The sequence below is a fragment of the Azospirillum sp. CT11-132 genome (assembly GCF_047302835.1).
Classification (GTDB): domain Bacteria; phylum Pseudomonadota; class Alphaproteobacteria; order Azospirillales; family Azospirillaceae; genus Azospirillum.
Genome location: NZ_JBGLZA010000005.1, coordinates 200686 through 219666, shown reverse-complemented (window position 1 = coordinate 219666; position 18981 = coordinate 200686). Strand labels below are relative to the sequence as shown.

Here is an 18981-nt window from a genome sequence, read left to right as displayed (position 1 = left end):
TCAGATCACCCGCGCTTCCGTCTTGAGCTTGTCCACGAGGGCGGCCACATCGGCCACCTTGATGCCGCCCTTGCGCCTGGGCGGCTCGGTCACTTTGAGTGTCGTCAGACGTGGCGCCACATCGACGCCGAGCGCGTCGGGCGTGAGTGTCTCGAGCGGCTTCTTCTTCGCCTTCATGATGCTTGGCAGCGAGGCGTAGCGCGGCTCGTTCAGGCGCAGGTCGGTGGTGACGACCGCCGGCAGCGCCAGCTCGATGGTCTCCAGACCACCGTCGATCTCTCGCGTGACCGTCAGCCTGCCCTCGCCCGGCACCAGCCTGGAGGCGAACGTGCCCTGCGGCCAGCCGAGCAGCGCCGCCAGCATCTGGCCGGTCTGGTTGCAGTCGTCGTCGATCGCCTGCTTGCCGAGCAGCACCAGCTGCGGAGCTTCCTTTTCGACCAGCACCTTGAGCAATTTGGCGACGGCGAGCGGCTGCAGCTCGGCATCCGTCTGCACCAGGATGGCGCTGTCGGCACCCATCGCCAGCGCGGTCCGCAGCGTCTCCTGGGCGCCGGCCGGGCCGATCGAGACGGCGACCACCTCGGTGGCCTTGCCGGCTTCCTTCAAGCGAACCGCCTCTTCGACAGCGATCTCGTCGAAGGGATTCATCGACATCTTGACGTTGGCCGTCTCCACGCCCGAGCCGTCCGCCTTCACGCGGACCTTCACATTGTAGTCGACCACCCGTTTGACGGGCACCAGCACCCTGCTCAACTCGGCATCCCTCCCTAATTCCGTATGGGTAAGGCCGTGACATCGCGCATCGCCCTGCGCGGCGATCGCCACGGCCTGTTGTCTCGTCACCGGCTCCGGCCGGAACTCCCGGCCTCTACTCCACAGCCGGCTCTCCGGCTGCAGCGAGAACGAGCCGCGCCTTGCGCGCCACCGCTTCGTCGACCATGCGGCCGGAGACCACGCCGACGCCCTTGAGGCTTTCGAGCAGGATGTGGCGGGCCTCCGCCACGGCCTCCGCACTCGGTGTCAGCGCTTCGTTGATGACGGCCACCTGCCTTGGATGGATGGCCGCCTTGCCCCCAAAGCCGAGGCGGATGGATGCATGCGTTTCGGCGCGCAGTCCGGGATCGTCGTCCGGCATGAAGTACGGTGAATCGATGGCGGCAAGCCCGCCGAGCGCCGCCGCCTGGACCACCCGGCCGCGCGCCAGCAACAACGGCTCCCACGCGCAGTCCGCACCGAGATCGGCGGCGAAGTCGGCGGCCCCGAAGAACAGCGCTTCGAGGCGCGGAGTGGCCCGCGCCATGGCCTCGGCCTTCTCCACGCCTCTGGCGCTCTCGATCAGAGCGATCAGGCGGGCGGTCTTTCCCGCCTGGGTCAACAGCCCGTCCAGCAAGCGCAGGATGTCTGGCGAGTCGGCCTTGGGGACGATGATCGCGTCGGGCTGCGCTCCGGAGTGCAGGAGGGCCAGCATATCTTCAAGCCCGAACGCCGTGCCTGGAGCGTTGATGCGCAATGCACGCCCTGTATGGCCATCCGGCGCCTGGGACAGCCAGTCCATCGCTGCGGTCCGTGCCACGGCCTTGCCGCCGGCCGCAACGGCATCCTCCAAATCGATGATGACGACGTCGGCACCGACCTCGGCCGCCCGAGTGAAGCGCTCCGGTTTGGTGCCGGGCGTAAACAGCCAGCTGCGGCGGGGCATCACGCGGCCTCCAGTTCGGCCTGCATGGCGATCCGTCCGGCGGGATCGAGCGCCCACAGCGATGCCCCGTCCGGGGTCGGCGTTCCGCAGAGCGTAAAGGGCTGCACGTCGAACAAAGGCCGTTGCGCGCGGAACTGGAAGGTGGAGATCCGGGCGCCGGGGTTGTGACGCAGGAACAGGTCCATCAGCAGGGTGGCGATCAGCGGACCATGAACCACAAGCCCCGGGTATCCCTCGACCGCCTCGGCGTATTGCCGGTCATAGTGGATCCGATGGCCGTTGAAAGTAAGCGCCGAGAAACGGAACAGCAGCATCGGGTCGGCGTCGACGGTCCGCTCCCACACGGCCGAGGGTGCCGGGTCGGCTGGGTCGGTTGATGGCGCGGCACCGGGAGCCGCGGCCTCACGATAGACGATGTTCTGCAACTCGCGCAGCGCAGGACCGTCCTGAACGAAGACGTCATGCGCGACCGTCACGAACAGCATGGGGCCCGACCGTCCCGTCTTGGGCTCCACGGAAAGGATGGTCGAGCGCCGGCGCAGGGCCTCGCCCTGGCGGATCGGCGCGAGAAATTCAAGGCGTCCGCCGGCGAACATGCGGCGCGGCAACGGCACCGGAGGCAGGAAGCCGCCGCGGTGGGGATGGCCGTCGCGGTCGAGCATCCCCTGCATGGCTTTCGGCAGGAAGTACAGCCAATGCCCGAGCGGCGGCACCTCGCCGGATCGCCAGGGCGGAGCCGCGTAATCCAGCGTGGCGGCCAGCGCCAGAAGCGGCGGCACCGCGGCGACGTCGAGGTTCTCCTCCTCGCGCCCGATCCAGTCCTTCAGGTTTTCCAGGTTCATCATACCCATCCCTCGCGGGCGTCCCGGTCAGAACGACTTCGGCATTTGGAGCACGTGCGTGCCGACGTGGGACAGAATCAGGTTGGTGGAGATCGGCGCGATCTGATAGAGGCGCGTTTCGCGGAACTTGCGCTCGATGTCGTACTCTTCCGCGAAGCCAAATCCGCCGTGGGTCTGCAGGCACGTATCGGCGGCATGCCAGGAGGCCTCGGACGCCAGCATCTTCGCCATGTTGGCTTCGGTACCGCATGGGATGCCGGCGTCGAACATGGACGAGGCCCTGTCGACCATCAACGCCGCGGCCTGCGTCTCCACGTAATTGCGTGCGATGGGAAACTGGACGCCCTGGTTGGCGCCGATCGGGCGGCCGAACACCTCCCTCTCCCGGGCATAGGTCGAGGCGCGGTCGATGAAGAAACGGGCGTCACCGATGCATTCCGACGCGATCAGGATGCGTTCCGCGTTCATGCCGTCGAGGATGTAGCGGAAGCCCTTGCCCTCCTGGCCGATCAGGTTCTCCGTAGGAACCTCCAAATTGTCGAAGAACAGTTCGGTGGTGGCGTGATTGATCATGGTGCGGATCGGCCGGATGGTCAGCCCGTTGCCGACCGCCTGGCGCATATCGACCAGCAGAACACTCATGCCCTCCGCGGGCTTGGCCGCCTGATCGCGAGGCGTGGTGCGCACCAGCAACAGCATCAGGTCGGAATGTTCGGCGCGCGAGATCCAGACCTTCTGGCCGTTGACGATGTATTTGTCGCCCTCCCGTTGGGCGAAGGTGCGGATGCGGGTGGTGTCGGTGCCACTCGTCGGTTCGGTCACTCCGAACGCCTGGAGGCGGAGCGACCCATCGGCAATTCCTGGCAGATAGGCCTGCTTCTGGGTCGGCGTGCCGTGCCGCAGGAGGGTGCCCATCGTGTACATCTGGGCGTGGCAGGCTCCGCCGTTGCAACCGCTGCGGTGGATTTCCTCGAGGATCGCGGTCGCCGCACCGAGGCCGAGGCCGGAGCCGCCGTATTCCTCGGGGATCAGCACCGAGAGAAAGCCCGCCTGTGTCAATGCCTGGACGAATTCGGTCGGGTAAGTGCGGCTCGCATCGAGCTTGCGCCAGTATTCGCCAGGGAAACCCGCGCACAAACGGCGGACAGACTCTCTGATTTCGGGAAAGGAATCCGCGTCCATTTCAATTCCATTAGTGTTGCGGGTTGATGTTCGGGGAATTAAACGGCGCTTGGACGATATCCGTCAAATGGGATGTCATCTATGCAGGTCATAGGGTCCCACTATGGCGGCGTGGCGGAAACGCAATGCAGCCGGTTACCCCTGAAGGCGGGGAGGACCGTCGTTTCAAGCCGTGCCTCCGCGTCACTCCGAGGCATGGCCCTACAGTCCCGGGTAGTTCGGTCCGCCGCCGCCCTCGGGGGTCACCCAGTCGATGTTCTGGGTGGGATCCTTGATGTCGCAGGTCTTGCAGTGGACGCAGTTCTGAGCGTTGATCCGCAGGCGCGGATCGCCGCCGTCCCCGCTGCGGACGATCTCGTACACCCCGGCCGGGCAGTAGCGGGTCTCCGGCGCGTCGTAGAGCGCCAGATTGATGCGGATCGGCGTCTCCGCGTCCTTCAGCGTCAGGTGCGGCGGCTGGTCTTCCTCGTGGTTGGTGTTCGACAGGTACACCGAGGACAGCCGGTCGAAGCTCACCGTGCCATCCGGCTTGGGATAGGCGATCGGCTGCGCGTCGCCGGCCTTCTTCAGCGTCGCGTGGTCCGGGTGCCTGTGGTGCAGCGTCCACGGCGACCTGCCGCCGACGGCCGTCTCGTAGGCCGCGTTGGCGAGGCCGGCCCACAGGCCCTTCCGAAAGCCGGGCCGGATGTTGCGCACCCGGTACAGCTCGTCCCACACCCAGGATTTCCTGAGGCGCGCCTGGTATTCCGTCACCTCGCGCCCGTCGCCGCCGCCGGTCAGGTGGTCGAACACCGCCTCGGCCGCGACCATGCCCGACTTCATTGCGGTGTGGTTGCCCTTGATCTTCGGCACGTTCAGGAAGCCGGCGCCGTCGCCGACGATCAGGCCGCCGGGAAAGGTCAGCTTCGGGATCGACTGGAAGCCGCCCTCGCTCAGTGCGCGGGCGCCGTAGGCCAGACGCCGGCCGCCTTCGAAGGTCGGACGGATGGCCGGGTGCGTCTTGTAGCGCTGAAACTCTTCGAATGGGCTCAGATGCGGGTTGGCATAGTCCAGCCCCACCACGAAACCGACCGACACCAGATTGTCCGACAGGTGGTACAGGAACGAACCGCCGTAGGTGTCGGGGGTCAACGGCCAGCCGATGCTGTGTTCGATCAGGCCCGGATTCGATTTGGCTGGGTCGATTTCCCACAGCTCCTTGATGCCGAGGCCGTAGGTTTGCGGATCGACGCCGTCGCGCAGGTTGAAGCGCGCCATCAGCGTCTTGGTCAGGCTGCCGCGGCACCCCTCGGCGAAGATGGTCTGCCTGGCATGCAGCTCGACGCCAGGGGTGTGGTTGCCGGTGGCCCTCCCATCCCTGCCAATGCCCATGTCGCCGGTGGCGACGCCCTTCACCACGCCCTGTGGATCATGGAGCACTTCCGCACCGGCGAAGCCGGCATAGATCTCGACGCCCAGCTGCTCCGCCTGCTGGCCGAGCCAGCGGCCGAGATTGCCCAGCGAAATGATGAAATTGCCGGTGTTGTGCATCTGCGGAGGGGTCGGCAGGCGGAACGCCTTGGCCTCGGTGAGGAAGAGGAAGCGGTCCTCCTTGGCCGGGGTATCGAGCGGGGCGCCCTTGTCGCGCCAGTCCGGGATCAGTTCGTCGAGCGCATGTGTCTCGAACACCGCGCCGGAGAGCAGGTGCGCTCCCACCTCCGAACCCTTTTCGATGACGCAGACCGAAAGCTCCTTTCCGCTCTCCTGCGCCAGTTGCTTCAGACGGATGGCCGCGGACAGGCCGGACGGACCCGCGCCCACGACAAGCACGTCGAATTCCAAGCTCTCGCGTCCACTCATGTGCATTTCCATTGAGGAGGCGCAGCGGGCCTCGAAAAAGAGGGGAGAGTGTTCGCATAACCCCGACCGAGCGCCGCGCTTCGCGGGGAACGCGCGGTGCGGCGGGAGGTTCTGACTGCGTTTCGCCGCGCGCCGAAGTCGCCGCATCCCGCAATATGCGATGGTTTGGAAAGGGAGCCGGGCGATGCTCGCCCGGCTCAAGTCCCGCACTCCGCCAGGAGGAAGAAAGCGCAGAGCGCGGGAAACTGAGGACAATGTCGAAGACGCGTGCCGAAGAGGGGCGGGATCCCAACCTTCATCTTTTCGATGAAATCCGTGGAACGGACAGCGGCTCCAGCGCAAAGGTGCCCAGCCGCATCCAGGCCGTGTTGTATTGGACCGGTACGCGGGCTTCCCCGGTCCGGTCGAGCGCCACCGCCGCACGCAACGGCCAATAGGGATCCCGAAGCATTTCGCGGCCGAGATAGACCAGATCGGCCTGCCCCTCCCGGATGATGCCCTCGGCCTGGGAGGGCTTCAGGATCATCCCGACGGCCGCCACCGGAATTCCGGCGCCGCTACGGACCGCCTCGGCACCCGGAACCTGGTAACCAGGACCGAAGGGAATGGTGGGGCGCGGTACGTTCCCCCCGGACGACACGTCGATCAGATCGACCCCATCCTCCTTGAGCCAGCGGGCAAGCTGCACCGTGTCCCCGGTGCTCCATCCGCCATCGGTCCAGTCGGTGTGGGACAGCCGGAAGGACAGCACCTTGCCGGCCGGCCAGACGGAGCGGACCGCCTGCGCCACCTCGCGGGTGATGCGGCAGCGGTTTTCCAGAGTGCCGCCATACTTGTCCCCGCGCCGGTTGGACAGCGGCGAATTGAACGAGTGAAGCAGATAGCCGTGGGCCGCATGAACCTCCAGCCAGTCGTAGCCGGCCGCGTCTGCCCTCCGGGCCGCGGCGGCGAAAGCCTCCACTATCCGCCGGATCTCTTCGCCGGTCATCTCGCGCGGGGCGGCATAGCCGTCGTCGAACGCCAGCGGGCTGGCGCCGTCCAGCGGCCATGCTCCCTCCTCCTCCGTAAGGGGGCGGCCCTGCTGTTCGCGCGGGTCGAGTTCCCAGGGGGGGAGCCGGGCGGCCTTGCGTCCGGCATGGGCGAGCTGGATCCCGGCCGCCGCGCCCTGGCTTTTCAGGAAGCGGACGATGCGGGCATGTCCTTCGACATGCCCGTCACGCCAGAGTCCCAGGTCGGACGGGGTGATGCGTCCCTCCGGCAGCACCGCGGTTCCCTCCGTCAGCACCAGTCCGGCGCCGCCGGCCGCGCGGGAGCCGAGATGGACGAGGTGCCAGTCGTTCACCTCCCCATCGACGGAGCTGTACTGGCACATCGGCGAAACGCCGATGCGGTTGCGCAACGTGACGCCGCGAAGGGTGATCGGGTCGAAAAGGCTGGGCATTTGAAATCCTCGAAGAACTCGGGCCAGATCCTGCATGTCCCGCCGCCCTGCTATTTCCGGTAATATTGCCATTCGAGCATCAGGCACCCCCGACGGGAGCCGTAGGGGCCATGCGGCGTGCCCGGCGGCCGGCAGGAATAGGCAGGTGCCTGGATGCCGGATGCGCCGGTGCCATCCTCGAACTGCATGTCTCCCTCCAGGAGGTAGACCTCTTCCCAGTAGTCGTGCACCAGGGTGGCGGACGTGGCGAATCCCGGTGCGAAGCGGACGATCCGGGTGCGCGCACCGGTTTTCGACGTCTCGTCCAGGTCGTCGGAGAGGAGTTTCACCTGCAAGGCGGCCGGGTAGCCCTTCAGCGGTTCCCAGCCTTCGGACAGGTCGAGCGCGGTCAGGTCGATGGGACGGCGCGGAGTGTTCATGCTGCTGGTCTCCGGAAAGCGATGTGCGCCGCTGCGCAAGGCCGGTTGCGTATGGCCTGCCGGGCAAGGGTCGCAGAGGGCAGCATTCCATTTTCGCCGTACCGAAGGAAGAGCCGGAGCCCGGCCGCTCCGGCCCCATAGGAAGCGGCTATCCCGGACATAGCCGATAAGCCACGGGGGCCGCACGGCCGCTCCGACATGCGTCAGGCCGCGGCTTCGCCGACGCTCAGATAGCGGTTGCGCAGGGCCTCGTCCTCCAGCAGGGCCGACCCCCTGCCCTCCCATGCCACCGCCCCTTTTTCGATGATGTACTGCCGGTCGACCACCTTGCAGACTGCCTCGATCTCCTTGTCGACGACGATCATCGACATGCCGTCGGAGCGGAGCATGGCGAGGTTGGCCCATATTTCCTCGCGGATCAGCGGGGCCAGCCCCTCCGTCGCCTCGTCGAGGATCAGCAGCGACGGATTGGTGACCAGCGCCCGTCCGATCGCCAGCATCTGCTGCTCGCCGCCGGACAGCAGGTTGCCCGGATTCCCCAGCCGCTCGCGCAGGCGCGGGAAGACCTCCAGCACCCGGTCGTAGGACCAGCTGCGCCCGGCGTTCCGCATGGGCGCCGGACGGGCCGCCATCAGCAGGTTCTCCCGCACGGTCAGGTTGGGAAAAATCCGGCGCCCCTCGGGAACCAGACCGACACCGCGCCGGGCGATCCGGTGGGCCGGCATCGCATCGATCCGCGCCCCGTCGAAGGCGATGGTCCCGCCGCGCGGCGGGCAAATGCCCATGATCGTATTGATCGTGGTCGTCTTTCCCATCCCGTTGCGGCCGACGAGCGCGATCGCCTCCCCCTTCGCCAGCCGGAGGGAGAGGCCGTGCAGGATGCGGACGGCGCCGTAGCCGGCCTGGACGTTCGACAATTCGAGAAGCATGCCGCCCCCTTAATGCTGATGACCGAGATAGGCGGCCTGGACCGCCGGGTCGGCGCCGATCTCGGCCGGCGTGCCGGTGGCGATCACGCTGCCGCGCACCAGAACGCTCACCCGGTCGGCCAGGGAGAACACCGCGTCCATGTCGTGCTCCACCATGACGATGGTGTAGCGGCCCTTGAGCGATTTCAGCAGCTGCACCAGCCGCTGGCTCTCGTCGCGTCCCATGCCGGCCATCGGCTCGTCGAGCAGGAGCAGCTTCGGCTCCATCGCGAGCGCGATCGCGATCTCCAGCTGGCGGCGGTCGCCGTGCGACAGGTGGGCCGCCATGCTATGCGCCCGGCCGCCCAGGTTGACCAGCCGCAGGCACTCCATCGCCGGTTCCTGCAGCCTGCGGTCGTCGTCGGCCCGCTTCCAGAAACGGAAGCTGTGCCCCTGCCGCGCCTGGATCGCCAGCGCCACGTTCTGCAGCGCGGTGAAGCCGGCGACGATCGAGGTGATCTGGAACGACCGTGCAACCCCCAGCAAGGCCCGGCGATGCACCGGTTCCCGCGTGATTTCCACCCCGTCGAACCGGATGGTGCCGGCGTCGGGCAGGATGCCGCCGTGCAGCTGGTTGATGAAGGTCGTCTTGCCCGCCCCGTTCGGACCGATCAGGGCATGCGTTTCGTGCCGGCGGATGTCGAGCGACAGGTCGCGGGTCACTTGCAGCCCGCCGAACCGCTTGCCCAGCCCGACGACCTGCAGAATGGACTCAGTCATGGCCGCGCCCTCCGTCGCCGCTGCGCAGTGCGCCGATCAGGTTGGCGAGACCGTCGCGCAGGAACAGGACCAGCAGGATGATGATGATGCCGAAGGGAAGCTGCCAATGGATGGTCAGCGCCGACAGGACGAGTTCCAGCAGCAGGAACACCACGGCCCCCAGGGCCGGGCCCCAGACCGTCGCCATGCCGCCGAGCACGACCATGACGATCAGATCGCCGGATCGCACCCAGGACATCTCGGCCGGGCTGATGAAGGTCTGCGACACGACCAGCAGGGCTCCCGCCAGTCCGGCGATCGCCCCGGCGATGACGAAGACCGCCAGACGATAGCTCAGCGGCGCGATGCCGACCGAGGACACGCGCCGGTCGTTGCCGGCGGCCGCGCGGATCACCATGCCGAAGCGGCTGTCGACGAGCCGCGTCCCCGCCACCAGCACGGCGAGCAGCACCGCCAGGCACAGGTAGAAGATCGTGGTCCGCCCGCCGAGCGCCATGCCGGCGACGTCGAGCGACGTGGAGACCTGAAGCCCCTCCTCGCCGCCGTACCGTTCCAGCGCGACGAAGAAGTAGAAGAACATCTGGTTGAAGGCGAGCGTGATCATGATGAAGTAGGCGCCGGCCGTCCGCAGGGCGATCAGCCCGAAGGCCGCGGCGGCCAGCCCGCTTCCCAGGACCGCCGCCGGCACCAGGACCAGCAGCTCGGTCGTGCCGTGCTCCGCCAGGATCGCCACGGTGTAGCCGCCGAGCCCGAACAGGGCGGCATGCATCAGGCTGACCAGCCCGGCGACGCCCAGGACGATGTTCAGCGAGACGGCGGCGATGGCGAACACCACCATGCGGGTGAACACGCGGATCAGGAACGGCTGGTCCAGCCCCTCGGCCAGCACCGGCACGAGGGCCAGAAAGCCGACCAGGATGATGACCGGCGCCAGACGGCGTAGCGGTTCCAGGCCGGACAAGGATGCTGACCGTCGAAAGGTCGTTTGTTCAGGATTGTCAAGCATGGCTCGGAAACAGACCTCCCGGTCGCAGGGCGAGCAGGGCCGCCATGATGACGTAGATCGCCATGGACCCCAGGGCGGGGTGCAGCAGCACCCGGCCGAAGGTGTCGCCCAGGCCGATGAGCAGAGCCGCGACGAAGGCGCCGCGGATCGACCCCAAGCCGCCGACCACGACGACCACCAGCGCCAGGATCAGGATCGGCTCTCCCATGCCGACCTGGACCGCGAGGATCGGTCCGGCCATGACGCCGGCCAGGCCGGCCAGGGCCGCGCCGGCGACGAACACCACGGAGAAGACGCGCGAGACGTCGATGCCGAGCGCCGCCGCCATGGTCCGGTCGCTGGCTCCGGCGCGGACCCACATGCCGCCGCGGGTGTGCGTCACCAGCACATAGAGGACTCCGGCCATGACCAGCCCGACCACCAGGACCACCAGCCGGAACACCGGATATTGCAGGTCGGGGAGCAGCGGCACCGATCCCGCCAGCAGGCCGGGCAACGGCATGGCCAGGGGCGTCGCCCCCCAGATCATGCGGACCAGCTCGTTCGCCGCCAGGATCAGCCCGAAGGTCGCCAGCGTCTGGTCCAGATGGCTGCGGCGATAGAAGTGCCTCAGCAGGATGCGGTCGACCGCATAGCCGACCGCGGCGGCGGCCGGCACCGCGACCAGCACGGCCAGCAGGAAGCTTCCCGTCGCTGCCAGCACGCTCGCCGCCACGTAGGCGCCGATCATATAGAGCGAGCCGTGCGCCAGATTGATCAGGTTCATGATGCCGAACACCAGCGTGAGCCCGGCCGACATCATGAAGAGCATCACGCCGAGCTGACATCCGTTCAGCACCTGCTCGATGATTAGGTTGAGGGTCATGTCATGAATCCCGGCTTGAGGACCGGGAGATGGGCGACCGTTCCTGTATTTTGCATGTCTCCACCCTGTCTCATGAATTATTGCCGGAAGCCGGCGGTCCGGTTCGGTGGAAGCGGCCCGCGCGGATGCGGATCGCGCCGTCGATCGAAGGACGGCGCGGCGGCTGATCTTTTCCGCGGGCATGACGTCTTGAGCGGGCTTCCAGGAGATCGCACCATCCCGCAGCGAAGCGCCTACATTCCGTTTTGCCAACGAACTTTTTGGGATGCGCAGGCCCTTAAGGCCCAACTGGTTTGGAAGAATAACACCCGGCGGTCGGGCGACCTAGGCCCCAGTCGGACTGCCGGCCCAGCCATAGGACCGGCCTATGCCGGATACGGGTTGCAGGTGAGGAAGCCGCCACCGGCGGCCGGGCGCGGCGCCGTCAGGCCGACGCCACCTGCTTGAGGAAGCCGTCCACCTGCGCCCGCAGGGAATCCGCTTCGCCGGCCAGCGCCGTCGCGGCAGCCAGAACGTGTCCGGCGATCCCGTCGGTGCTCGCCATGGCGGCCGAGACCCCGCCGATGCTCTTGGAGGCATCGCCCGTCCTCCCGGCCACCCGCTGCATTCCGGTTGCGATCTCGCGGATCGCGATGCCCTGCTTTTCCACGGCGTCCGACACCCCTTCGGTGACCGCGTCGATCCGGCCGATGATGTCGGTGATGGCCTGGATGGCCTGGGCCGAGTCCTGCGACGCCCTCTGCACCGACAGGATCCGGCCTGTGATGCTCTCCGTCGCCCGCGAGGTCTGGCTGGCGAGCTGCTTGACCTCCCCCGCGACCACGGCGAAACCGCGTCCCGCTTCTCCAGCCCGGGCCGCTTCGATGGTGGCGTTCAGCGCCAGCAGGTTCGTCTGTTCGGCGATGCCGTGGATCAACTGCACGATGGCTTCGATCTCCGACGCGGCCTGCGACAGCGCGGCCATCTTGCGGGTCGACTCCCTGGCTGCAGCGGTGGCTTCCGCCGTGATCCGGACCGAGCTGTCCATCTGCTGGCCGATCTCGCCGATCGAGGCCGACAGCTCCTCCGTCGCCGCAGCGACGGTCTGGACGTCGCTCGTGACGCCGGAGGCCGCGTCCGCGGCGCTCGACGCCTCGCCGGATGCCTGACCGGTGGTCGCGGACAGGCGCGACGCGGTGTCCTGCAAGCTCCGGGCGGAGGAGCCCACCGTCTCCACCACCCGATGGACGTTCCGGTCGAACGACGCGGCGAGCGTTTCCATCGCCGCGCGCCGCGCCTTCCCCGCCTGCTCCCGGATGCCGTCCTGCTCCCGCTTCAGGCGATCCATCTCCAGGATGTTGGCCCGGAAGACGTCGAGCGCCTCCGCCACGGTGCGCAGTTCGTCCCGCCTGTCGTGGCCCGGCACGCTGTCGATCATCTCGCCGCGGGCCAGACGGCGCATGGCGGTGACGATCCCGGCCAGCGGACCGGTGATCCCCCGCCCGATCCCCCAGGCGAGGCCGCTCCCGATCACCAGGGCGAACAACACCCCCGCCGCGATCAGCCAGCCGGCTTCCCGCCGCCCCTGCTCCATCCGGTCGAGCCCGAGGCGGCGCAGCCGCTCGGCCTGCGCGGTGACCTCTCCGGCACTGGCATACAGGCTGGCGGTCAGGCGCCGCTGCTCCGATTTGGCGGCGACGATCTTCCCGGCGCCGGCGCGGAGCTGCCCGATGTCGTTGCGAAGCCTGCCCAAATTCCGGCGGATGTCCGGGTCAGCGACGCGGAAATAGATCTCCTCGGTGATCCCCAGCAGCAGCCCGGTCGATTCGTCGAGATCGGCGCTGTCGGTTCCGCTGGCGACCAGCGCCAGACCCTCGGCTTGCGCACGGTTGCTGAGCCCGATCGTGGTGAGCGCGGCATCGCGGAGATCGGTGGCCTTGGTCAGCCGATCCTGCGCCTCCTCCATCTGGTCGTTCACGGTATTGCGCTCCTCCAGAACCGCAGTCCTCACCAGGCCCATGCGGTCCCGCACCAGCGCCAGCGCTCCGTCGAGCCCCCGCCCGTCGGCAGCGCGGAGCGCGGCATCGAGCGCCCCCGTGTAGGCGTCCAGCGCGGCGGCCAGCGCCGCCGCCGCGCCGTCGCCCAGCCTTGCCCGCAGGGCCGTCACCGCACCCCCGGTCCCGTCTAGAACCCAGCGCAGCCGCTCCGCATCGGCCGGATCGACCGATCCCGTCCAGACGGCCTGCGCGCCTTGAAGTTCCGCGAGGTTCTGGCCGAGCGCGCTCATCAGTTGATCAACCACCGCGGCCTTCGCCTGACGCTGCTTCACCTGGGCGAAGGCGGTCCGCGCCGCCGACACCTCCTTGGCCTGGGCGTCGGCGATGGCGGTCGCCACCGCCTGCAATCCCCCGGTCACCTCGGTCAGGGAGCGGCTGATCTCCCGGATGGCGCCCTGCTGCGCGGTCTGCTCCTCGAAGGCGGCCCTGAAGACCCCGACCGGCGCCTCGAGCACCGCCTGCTCGCCGGTGGCGATCTCCGACAGCCGGCCGACCAGGGCGATGTCCGCGAGCACCTGCCGGATCAGCCGCTCCGCGTCCTTGCCCAAGTCTTTGTCCACGTCATTGCCCGGCGTCGTACCCCGCCCCGGCCTGTCGCCGGCGGCAACCATGGCGGCGGCATCCATCGCCAGCTGCTGCGCCGCCTGGGCGCCGGCGACATGCCGCGCGAAGGCCTCCAGACCCTGCCAGCCGGCGACTGCGACGGCTGCCGTCAACAGCAGCAGACCGAGGAAGCCGCCCATGATCCTGGTTCTGATGGACATTGGAAATCCCCGTTTGGCACGCGGCGGCATCGTCCGCCGGCGGCCGTCACTGTCCGATGCGGGCCTTCAGCTCGTCGGGCAGGATCCGTTGCCGCTCCACCAGCTTTCCGCCCTGAATCTGGCTGACGATCACGGGGATGAGCATCTGCTGCGCCGACCCGTAATCCGCCTTCCCACCATAGGCGGCCGGCCCGTAGAAGGAATCGAACACCACCTCGGGCAGGGCCGCCGCGACCTTGCGCGGATCGACGCTCTGCGCCTTTTCCATGCCGGCCTTGAGCGCCATCACGGCGTTGTAGGCGCCGATCTCGATGGCGTTCAGGTTCTCGCCGAACGTCGCGCGGGCCTCCTCGTTGATCGCCTTCTGTCTTTCTGTCGCGAACGGCCCGTCGAAGGGAATGGCAGCACCGACATAGACGCCGTTGGCCGCCTCGCCGCCGGTCTGGACGATGCCGTCGGTGCCCGATCCTGTGCCTTCGACCTTCACGCCGTCCCAGCCCAGCACCTTCAGCTCCCTGAGGATCGAGCCGCTCTCGCCGGGGGGCGAGGTTCCGAGGTCGACCGCATCCGGCTTCATGCCGGCGATCTTGGCGGCGATCGGCTGGAACTCGGTGGTTCCGCGCTCGTACCAATCGCTCGACACCACCTTGACGCCCAGCGACTCCCAGACCTTGCGGTTGACCGGTTCGGAGTCCTGCCCAGTCGCGTCGTTGGGATTGAGCAGCACCACCGTCCTGATACCGGGATTCTCGTTCTTCACATAGCCCAGAAGCGGTCCGAACAGTTCGTACGGCGTGTTCATCTGGGTGAAGGTCAGCGGGAAGTTCGGACCCTTGATGCTGGCGCCCCAGGCAACCGTGAACAGCAGGGCGCCATTCCGTTCCGACAGCGACTGCAACGCCCGCACCGGCGCGGTTCCGATGCTCAGCGCGATGAATCGCACCCCGTCGCGGTTCAGCAGCGTCTGCGCCACCTTCGCCCCGTCGGCAGCGTTGTATTTGTTGTCGTAGGAAATGCATTCGAAAGAATAGGTCTTGCCGGCGACCTTGACCCCTCCCGCTGCGGCGACGTCCTGCGCCGCCCGCTTGCAGAGCCAGTCCGCCGCCTTGCCCCAGACGGCCGCGGTACCGGACAGCGGCACCGAGAGGCCGAGCTTGACCACCTCGTCCGCCGCCCGGCCGGTCCCGGCCGCCAAGGTGATCATGCCGCCGACGGCCAGAGCCAGCCTGACGCTTCCCTTCATGGTCCCTCTCCCTGATTTGAATTGGTGCTGGCAGGACGCACCGTGTCGGGCCGGCAGGCCATGCGCCTACCGGCCGCCGATCATCGGACGCCTGCAAATATCCGGGAAACAGTGTATTCACCGACAATGTATTTCCAGCGGTAATGCGCCAGTTTTAAACTATTCCTCTCATAGGATTTTACTATGGCCCGAATTTCTTCCGTTGTGGTCACGCCGTTCGTCGGGAGAATGTTTTGCAGCCGACAAACGATTCATCGGGATTGCGGGAAAATGGCCGAACAGGCGACACACTACATCTGGTCCGACCTGCCGTCGGAACATCTGCATGGATCGATCACCCGGCGCTTCGTTACGAGCGAGACCGTGATGGTCGGCGAGGTGAAGTTCCGCAAGGGCGACACGGTGCCCCGCCATTCCCACCCGAACGAACAGTTCACCCACGTCATCTCCGGCGCCTTGAAATTCGCGTTCGGCGATGAGGGGGAACAGGAGATCGTCGTCGGCGCCGGTGGGATCGTGGTGATCCCTTCCGGCCTGCCCCACAGCGTCGAGGCCCTGGAGGACACGCTCGAATACGACATCTTCAACCCGCCCCGGCAGGACTGGATCGATCCGGCCAGCGGCTTCCTGCGCGGCTGAACAGGGATCAACCGGGGAGTCCGCCGCCTCAGCGGATCCCCTTCAGCATGCCGCCATCGACCTGCAGCGTCGCGCCGGTGACGTAGGAACTGCGCGGCGAGGCCAGGAACGCCACCACGTCGGCGACCTCTTCCGGTTCGCCGACACGGCCGAGCGGAATCTCCCGACCCAAGGCCGCCCTCAGATCCTCCAGGCTACTTCCGATCTTCGCGGACGCCTTTTCCAGGCGTCCGGTATGCACCGGTCCCGGACAGACCGTATTGATGCGGATGTTGTCGGCACCAAGTTCGATCGACGCCGTTTTGGCATAGCCGATCACCCCCGCCCAGGTCGCGACGGACAGCCCATAACTGGCGATCGGCTGGATGGCCGATATGGCGGTGATGTTGACCACACTGCCGCCGCCGCGCCGCCGCATCGACGGGACGAAGCCGCGGGTCAGGCGGACGACGCTCATCAAATTCTGCTCGACCGCCATCGCCCATCGGGCATCGTCGAAGCCGAGCAGCTCGCCGACCGGTGGCGCGCCGTCGTTGTTGACCAACACGTCCGCTCCCCCGTAATGGGCGAGGGATTGCGTGACGATGCGCTCGCAATCCTCGGCGCTGCGGATATCGGCGGTGATGGGAAGCACCTCGGCGCCGGTCTGGCTGCGGATGCGGTCCGCCGCGTCCGCCAGCGCCGCCTCCTTGCGGGCGCTGATCGCCAGTTTCATCCCTTCACCGGCCAGCATGCGCGCGATGGCATAGCCGATGCCCTGGCTGGCGCCGTTCACGACGGCGACCTTCCCGGCCAACCGCAAGTCCATGATGCCTCCTGCCGGAAATCAAGCTTCAGCGCGCCAGCCCAAGCTCACGGGCTTCGCGTTCCAGCCCCTCGCGGAACGGTGGAGCCGCGACGTCGATCATCCGCTTCACCCGCTGCGACAGGGTGAGGCCGCGCAGATCGGCCAGGCCATGCTCCGTCACGATGATGCCGGCATCGGAGCGGGCCGTGCTGACCGGGCCGGAGAGGTGGCCGACGATGCGGCTGACCGTCCGATCCCCGCCGCCGGCGGTCGCCGGCAGGGCGATGATGGGCAGTCCACCGCGCGAGCGGTGGGCACCGCGCAGGAAATCGACCGCACCGCCGACCGCACCGACATGGACCCCCCTGACCGTTTCGGCATTGATCTGGCCGGTCAGATCCACCTCGATCGCGGAGTTGATCGCGACGAAGCGATCGATGCTCTCCAGAACGCCGGTATCGTGCGTGTAGGCGGTGGCCCGCAGCGACACCGCCGGATTTCGGTCGGCGAACTGGTACAGACGCCGGCTGCCCATCAGCATTCCGGCCACCGACACCCCGCGATCGACCGTCTTGCGGGCGTTCGTCACGACGCCCCGCTCGATCAGGTCGACCACCTCGTCGCCGATCACGCCGGAGTGGATCCCCAGGTCGCGCCGATCGGCGAGGTCGCCCAGGATCGCTTTAGGCACGCCACCCAGCCCCATCTGCAAGGTCGAACCGTCTTCGATCAGGGCGGCGACCCGCCGGGCGATTGCCCGGTCCACGGGACCGGCATCAGCTGCCGGCAACTCCACCACCGGCCGCGCGGTCCGCACCATCACGTCGATGGCGTCGGCCGGCAGGACCCCGTCCCCCCCGGTCCAGGGAGCCCGCCCGTTCACTTCGGCGATGACCAGACGGGCCGCGGCGACCAGCGGCACCAGATACTCGTGCGCGAGGCTGAGGCTGAACCCATGCGGCCCTTCCGCCACCTGCACCAGCAGAACGTCGACCGCTCCGGGAAGCCTGGCCGCCATGTCCGAGTAATGGCAGGGCAGCGGGTCGAGCAACCCGGCGGCGGCCAGCCGCCGGTTCTCCCCGGTGCCGCAATAGCTGGAGAAGGTGACGGCATCGGCATGCGCCGGATCGGCCGTCCCGGTCAGCGTGATCCCCAGGAAGGCGCGGAAGCCGCCGATGCGATAGCGCTGGGTCATCAGGGCGGCGGTCAGCGGCAGCGGCTCCGCCGCCGCCTGCCCCCAGGCGACCAGATCGCCGGGACGCACGAACTCGGTGAAGTCCAGCGCGTCGAGGGTGATTTCGCGCGGCACCGCTTCAGGCCGCCTCGAACAGGGCGGCAAGACCCTGCCCGCCGCCGATGCACATGGTTTCCAGCCCGTAACGTCCCTTGCGGCGGCGCAGCTCGTGCAGCAGCGTGGTCATCATCCGCACTCCGGTCGCCCCGATCGGATGACCGAGCGAGATGCCCGAGCCGTTCACGTTGAGGCGGGAGCGGTCGTCCCAGTCCCACCCCTTGAGCACCGCCAGCACCTGTGCGGCAAAGGCCTCGTTCAGCTCCACCAGATCGATGTCGGCGAAGGACAGCCCGGTCTTGCCGAACAGCCGCTTCACCGCCGGGACCGGGCCGAAGCCCATGATCGCCGGATCGCAACCCGCTGCCGCCCAGCCGGAGAGAAAGCCTATCGGCGACAGGCCCAGCGCCTCCAGCCTGTCCTCGGCGACCACGAGGCAGGCCGCGGCGGCGTCGTTCTGCTGGCTGGCATTGCCGGCGGTCACGGTGCCGCCCTTGGTCAGGGGGCTCAGGCGCGCAAGGCTTTCCGGACTTGTTGCTGGACGGATGCCCTCGTCACGGCTGACCACCACCGGCTCCTGCTTGCGGCGGGGAACCGTGACGGGGACGACCTCCTCATCGAAACGCCCGGCCTCCCAGGCGGCGGCGGCACGCCGATGGCTCTCGGCGGCGAAGGCGTCGGCCTCATCCCGCGCGATCCCATGGATGCGGGCGAGGTTTTCGGCCGTCTCGATCATGCCGGAGATGGGACCAAAGCGGTGCTCGGGCTGCGACCGCTCCCGCCCGCGGTCGAGCCGGTCGTAGAGAGCGGCGTTTCCGGACCGGGCACCCCAGCGCATGCCGGTCGTATAGTATTCGATGTTGCTCATGCTCTCGACGCCGCCGGCCAGCACGACGTCGCAGGCCCCGGTCTCGACCATCATGGCGGCGGTGATCAGCGCCTGCAGACCACCGCCGCAGCGGCGGTCCAGCTGCATCCCCGGAACCTCGATGGGCAGCCCGGCATGCAGGGCGATCCAACGCCCGACACAGGGCGTCTCGCTGTTGGCATAGGATTGGGCGAAGACCACGTCCTCGATCAGCGCCGGGTCGATGCCCGTTCGTTCCAGCACGGCCCTGACCGCCACCGCGCCGAGTTCCTCGACCGGCACCGGCTGAAGGCTGCCGCCGAACGTGCCGACCGGCGTGCGAACCGGGCTGACAAAGGCTGCTCGTCTCATCATCGATCACTCCGGTGGCGG

Annotated in this window: 18 protein-coding genes; 2 read left to right on the top strand and 16 right to left on the bottom strand. The window is 67.9% G+C overall.

Going from position 1 to position 18981, the window contains the following annotated elements:
• The 11 genes from ACCD06_RS20710 to ACCD06_RS20660 form a co-directional block, all read right to left on the bottom strand.
• Positions 1-753, bottom strand: a complete 753-nt coding sequence (locus tag ACCD06_RS20710; protein WP_413344060.1) for an electron transfer flavoprotein subunit beta/FixA family protein — start codon at positions 751-753, stop codon at positions 1-3.
• Between the two features lie 115 nt (positions 754-868).
• Positions 869-1699 (bottom strand): aldolase/citrate lyase family protein, encoded by an 831-nt coding sequence (locus ACCD06_RS20705; RefSeq protein WP_413343144.1) that lies wholly within the window; start codon positions 1697-1699, stop codon positions 869-871.
• The gene (locus ACCD06_RS20700; RefSeq protein ID WP_413343142.1) at positions 1699-2544 is read right to left on the bottom strand and encodes a MaoC family dehydratase N-terminal domain-containing protein; all 846 of its coding nucleotides are present in this window, start codon (positions 2542-2544) and stop codon (positions 1699-1701) included. Before ACCD06_RS20700 ends, ACCD06_RS20705 begins: the two co-directional genes overlap by 1 nt.
• Before the next feature lie 24 nt (positions 2545-2568).
• Positions 2569-3723 (bottom strand): acyl-CoA dehydrogenase family protein, encoded by a 1155-nt coding sequence (locus tag ACCD06_RS20695; RefSeq protein ID WP_413343140.1) that lies wholly within the window; start codon positions 3721-3723, stop codon positions 2569-2571.
• 201 nt (positions 3724-3924) lie between these two features.
• On the bottom strand, positions 3925-5562 hold the full coding sequence (locus ACCD06_RS20690; RefSeq protein ID WP_413343138.1) for an electron transfer flavoprotein-ubiquinone oxidoreductase: 1638 nt from the start codon (positions 5560-5562) through the stop codon (positions 3925-3927).
• 295 nt (positions 5563-5857) lie between these two features.
• Positions 5858-7003: an NADH:flavin oxidoreductase/NADH oxidase gene (locus tag ACCD06_RS20685; protein WP_413343136.1), complete on the bottom strand. Its 1146-nt coding sequence runs from the start codon at positions 7001-7003 to the stop codon at positions 5858-5860.
• A gap of 50 nt (positions 7004-7053) precedes the next feature.
• Positions 7054-7422 (bottom strand): cupin domain-containing protein, encoded by a 369-nt coding sequence (locus ACCD06_RS20680; RefSeq protein WP_413343134.1) that lies wholly within the window; start codon positions 7420-7422, stop codon positions 7054-7056.
• Positions 7423-7625: 203 nt separating this feature from the next.
• Positions 7626-8351, bottom strand: a complete 726-nt coding sequence (locus ACCD06_RS20675) for an ABC transporter ATP-binding protein (RefSeq protein WP_109095812.1) — start codon at positions 8349-8351, stop codon at positions 7626-7628.
• Positions 8352-8360: 9 nt separating this feature from the next.
• Entirely contained in the window at positions 8361-9110 is a 750-nt protein-coding gene (locus tag ACCD06_RS20670; protein ID WP_109095811.1) for an ABC transporter ATP-binding protein, read from the bottom strand.
• Positions 9103-10071 (bottom strand): branched-chain amino acid ABC transporter permease, encoded by a 969-nt coding sequence (locus tag ACCD06_RS20665; RefSeq protein WP_413343131.1) that lies wholly within the window; start codon positions 10069-10071, stop codon positions 9103-9105. Before ACCD06_RS20665 ends, ACCD06_RS20670 begins: the two co-directional genes overlap by 8 nt.
• A gap of 37 nt (positions 10072-10108) precedes the next feature.
• Complete coding sequence (locus ACCD06_RS20660) at positions 10109-10981, bottom strand: branched-chain amino acid ABC transporter permease (RefSeq protein WP_109095809.1); 873 nt, start codon at positions 10979-10981, stop codon at positions 10109-10111.
• Positions 10982-11010: 29 nt separating this feature from the next.
• Between ACCD06_RS20660 and ACCD06_RS20655 the strand changes: the two genes are divergently transcribed.
• Complete coding sequence (locus ACCD06_RS20655; protein WP_158285343.1) at positions 11011-11148, top strand: hypothetical protein; 138 nt, start codon at positions 11011-11013, stop codon at positions 11146-11148.
• Positions 11149-11405: 257 nt separating this feature from the next.
• Here the strand turns inward: ACCD06_RS20655 and ACCD06_RS20650 are convergent, their stop codons facing one another.
• Both ACCD06_RS20650 and ACCD06_RS20645 read right to left on the bottom strand, forming a co-directional pair.
• Positions 11406-13781 carry a methyl-accepting chemotaxis protein gene (locus ACCD06_RS20650; protein WP_413343128.1) on the bottom strand — a complete coding sequence of 792 codons (2376 nt, stop codon included), beginning with the start codon at positions 13779-13781 and terminating at the stop codon, positions 11406-11408.
• 46 nt (positions 13782-13827) lie between these two features.
• Complete coding sequence (locus ACCD06_RS20645; RefSeq protein WP_109095807.1) at positions 13828-15024, bottom strand: ABC transporter substrate-binding protein; 1197 nt, start codon at positions 15022-15024, stop codon at positions 13828-13830.
• Between the two features lie 270 nt (positions 15025-15294).
• On the opposite strand from ACCD06_RS20645, the gene ACCD06_RS20640 reads away from it, so the two are divergent.
• Positions 15295-15663: a cupin domain-containing protein gene (locus ACCD06_RS20640; RefSeq protein ID WP_413343126.1), complete on the top strand. Its 369-nt coding sequence runs from the start codon at positions 15295-15297 to the stop codon at positions 15661-15663.
• A gap of 28 nt (positions 15664-15691) precedes the next feature.
• Here the strand turns inward: ACCD06_RS20640 and ACCD06_RS20635 are convergent, their stop codons facing one another.
• The 3 genes from ACCD06_RS20635 to ACCD06_RS20625 are packed head-to-tail and all read right to left on the bottom strand — an operon-like array spanning position 15692 to position 18963.
• Positions 15692-16471, bottom strand: a complete 780-nt coding sequence (locus tag ACCD06_RS20635) for an SDR family NAD(P)-dependent oxidoreductase (RefSeq protein ID WP_109095805.1) — start codon at positions 16469-16471, stop codon at positions 15692-15694.
• A gap of 25 nt (positions 16472-16496) precedes the next feature.
• The gene (locus ACCD06_RS20630; RefSeq protein WP_413343124.1) at positions 16497-17759 is read right to left on the bottom strand and encodes an acetyl-CoA hydrolase/transferase family protein; all 1263 of its coding nucleotides are present in this window, start codon (positions 17757-17759) and stop codon (positions 16497-16499) included.
• A gap of 4 nt (positions 17760-17763) precedes the next feature.
• The gene (locus ACCD06_RS20625; RefSeq protein ID WP_413343122.1) at positions 17764-18963 is read right to left on the bottom strand and encodes an acetyl-CoA C-acetyltransferase; all 1200 of its coding nucleotides are present in this window, start codon (positions 18961-18963) and stop codon (positions 17764-17766) included.
• Positions 18964-18981 lie beyond the last annotated feature (18 nt).

Coding starts and splice junctions, on each gene's coding strand:
- ACCD06_RS20705 (WP_413343144.1), bottom strand. CDS start 1,699: ATGCCCCGCCGCAGCTGGCTGTTTACGCCCGGCACCAAACCGGAGCGC.
- ACCD06_RS20700 (WP_413343142.1), bottom strand. CDS start 2,544: ATGATGAACCTGGAAAACCTGAAGGACTGGATCGGGCGCGAGGAGGAG.
- ACCD06_RS20695 (WP_413343140.1), bottom strand. CDS start 3,723: ATGGACGCGGATTCCTTTCCCGAAATCAGAGAGTCTGTCCGCCGTTTG.
- ACCD06_RS20690 (WP_413343138.1), bottom strand. CDS start 5,562: ATGAGTGGACGCGAGAGCTTGGAATTCGACGTGCTTGTCGTGGGCGCG.
- ACCD06_RS20685 (WP_413343136.1), bottom strand. CDS start 7,003: ATGCCCAGCCTTTTCGACCCGATCACCCTTCGCGGCGTCACGTTGCGC.
- ACCD06_RS20680 (WP_413343134.1), bottom strand. CDS start 7,422: ATGAACACTCCGCGCCGTCCCATCGACCTGACCGCGCTCGACCTGTCC.
- ACCD06_RS20675 (WP_109095812.1), bottom strand. CDS start 8,351: ATGCTTCTCGAATTGTCGAACGTCCAGGCCGGCTACGGCGCCGTCCGC.
- ACCD06_RS20670 (WP_109095811.1), bottom strand. CDS start 9,110: ATGACTGAGTCCATTCTGCAGGTCGTCGGGCTGGGCAAGCGGTTCGGC.
- ACCD06_RS20660 (WP_109095809.1), bottom strand. CDS start 10,981: ATGACCCTCAACCTAATCATCGAGCAGGTGCTGAACGGATGTCAGCTC.
- ACCD06_RS20655 (WP_158285343.1), top strand. CDS start 11,011: ATGGGCGACCGTTCCTGTATTTTGCATGTCTCCACCCTGTCTCATGAA.
- ACCD06_RS20650 (WP_413343128.1), bottom strand. CDS start 13,781: ATGTCCATCAGAACCAGGATCATGGGCGGCTTCCTCGGTCTGCTGCTG.
- ACCD06_RS20645 (WP_109095807.1), bottom strand. CDS start 15,024: ATGAAGGGAAGCGTCAGGCTGGCTCTGGCCGTCGGCGGCATGATCACC.
- ACCD06_RS20640 (WP_413343126.1), top strand. CDS start 15,295: ATGGCCGAACAGGCGACACACTACATCTGGTCCGACCTGCCGTCGGAA.
- ACCD06_RS20635 (WP_109095805.1), bottom strand. CDS start 16,471: ATGGACTTGCGGTTGGCCGGGAAGGTCGCCGTCGTGAACGGCGCCAGC.
- ACCD06_RS20625 (WP_413343122.1), bottom strand. CDS start 18,963: ATGATGAGACGAGCAGCCTTTGTCAGCCCGGTTCGCACGCCGGTCGGC.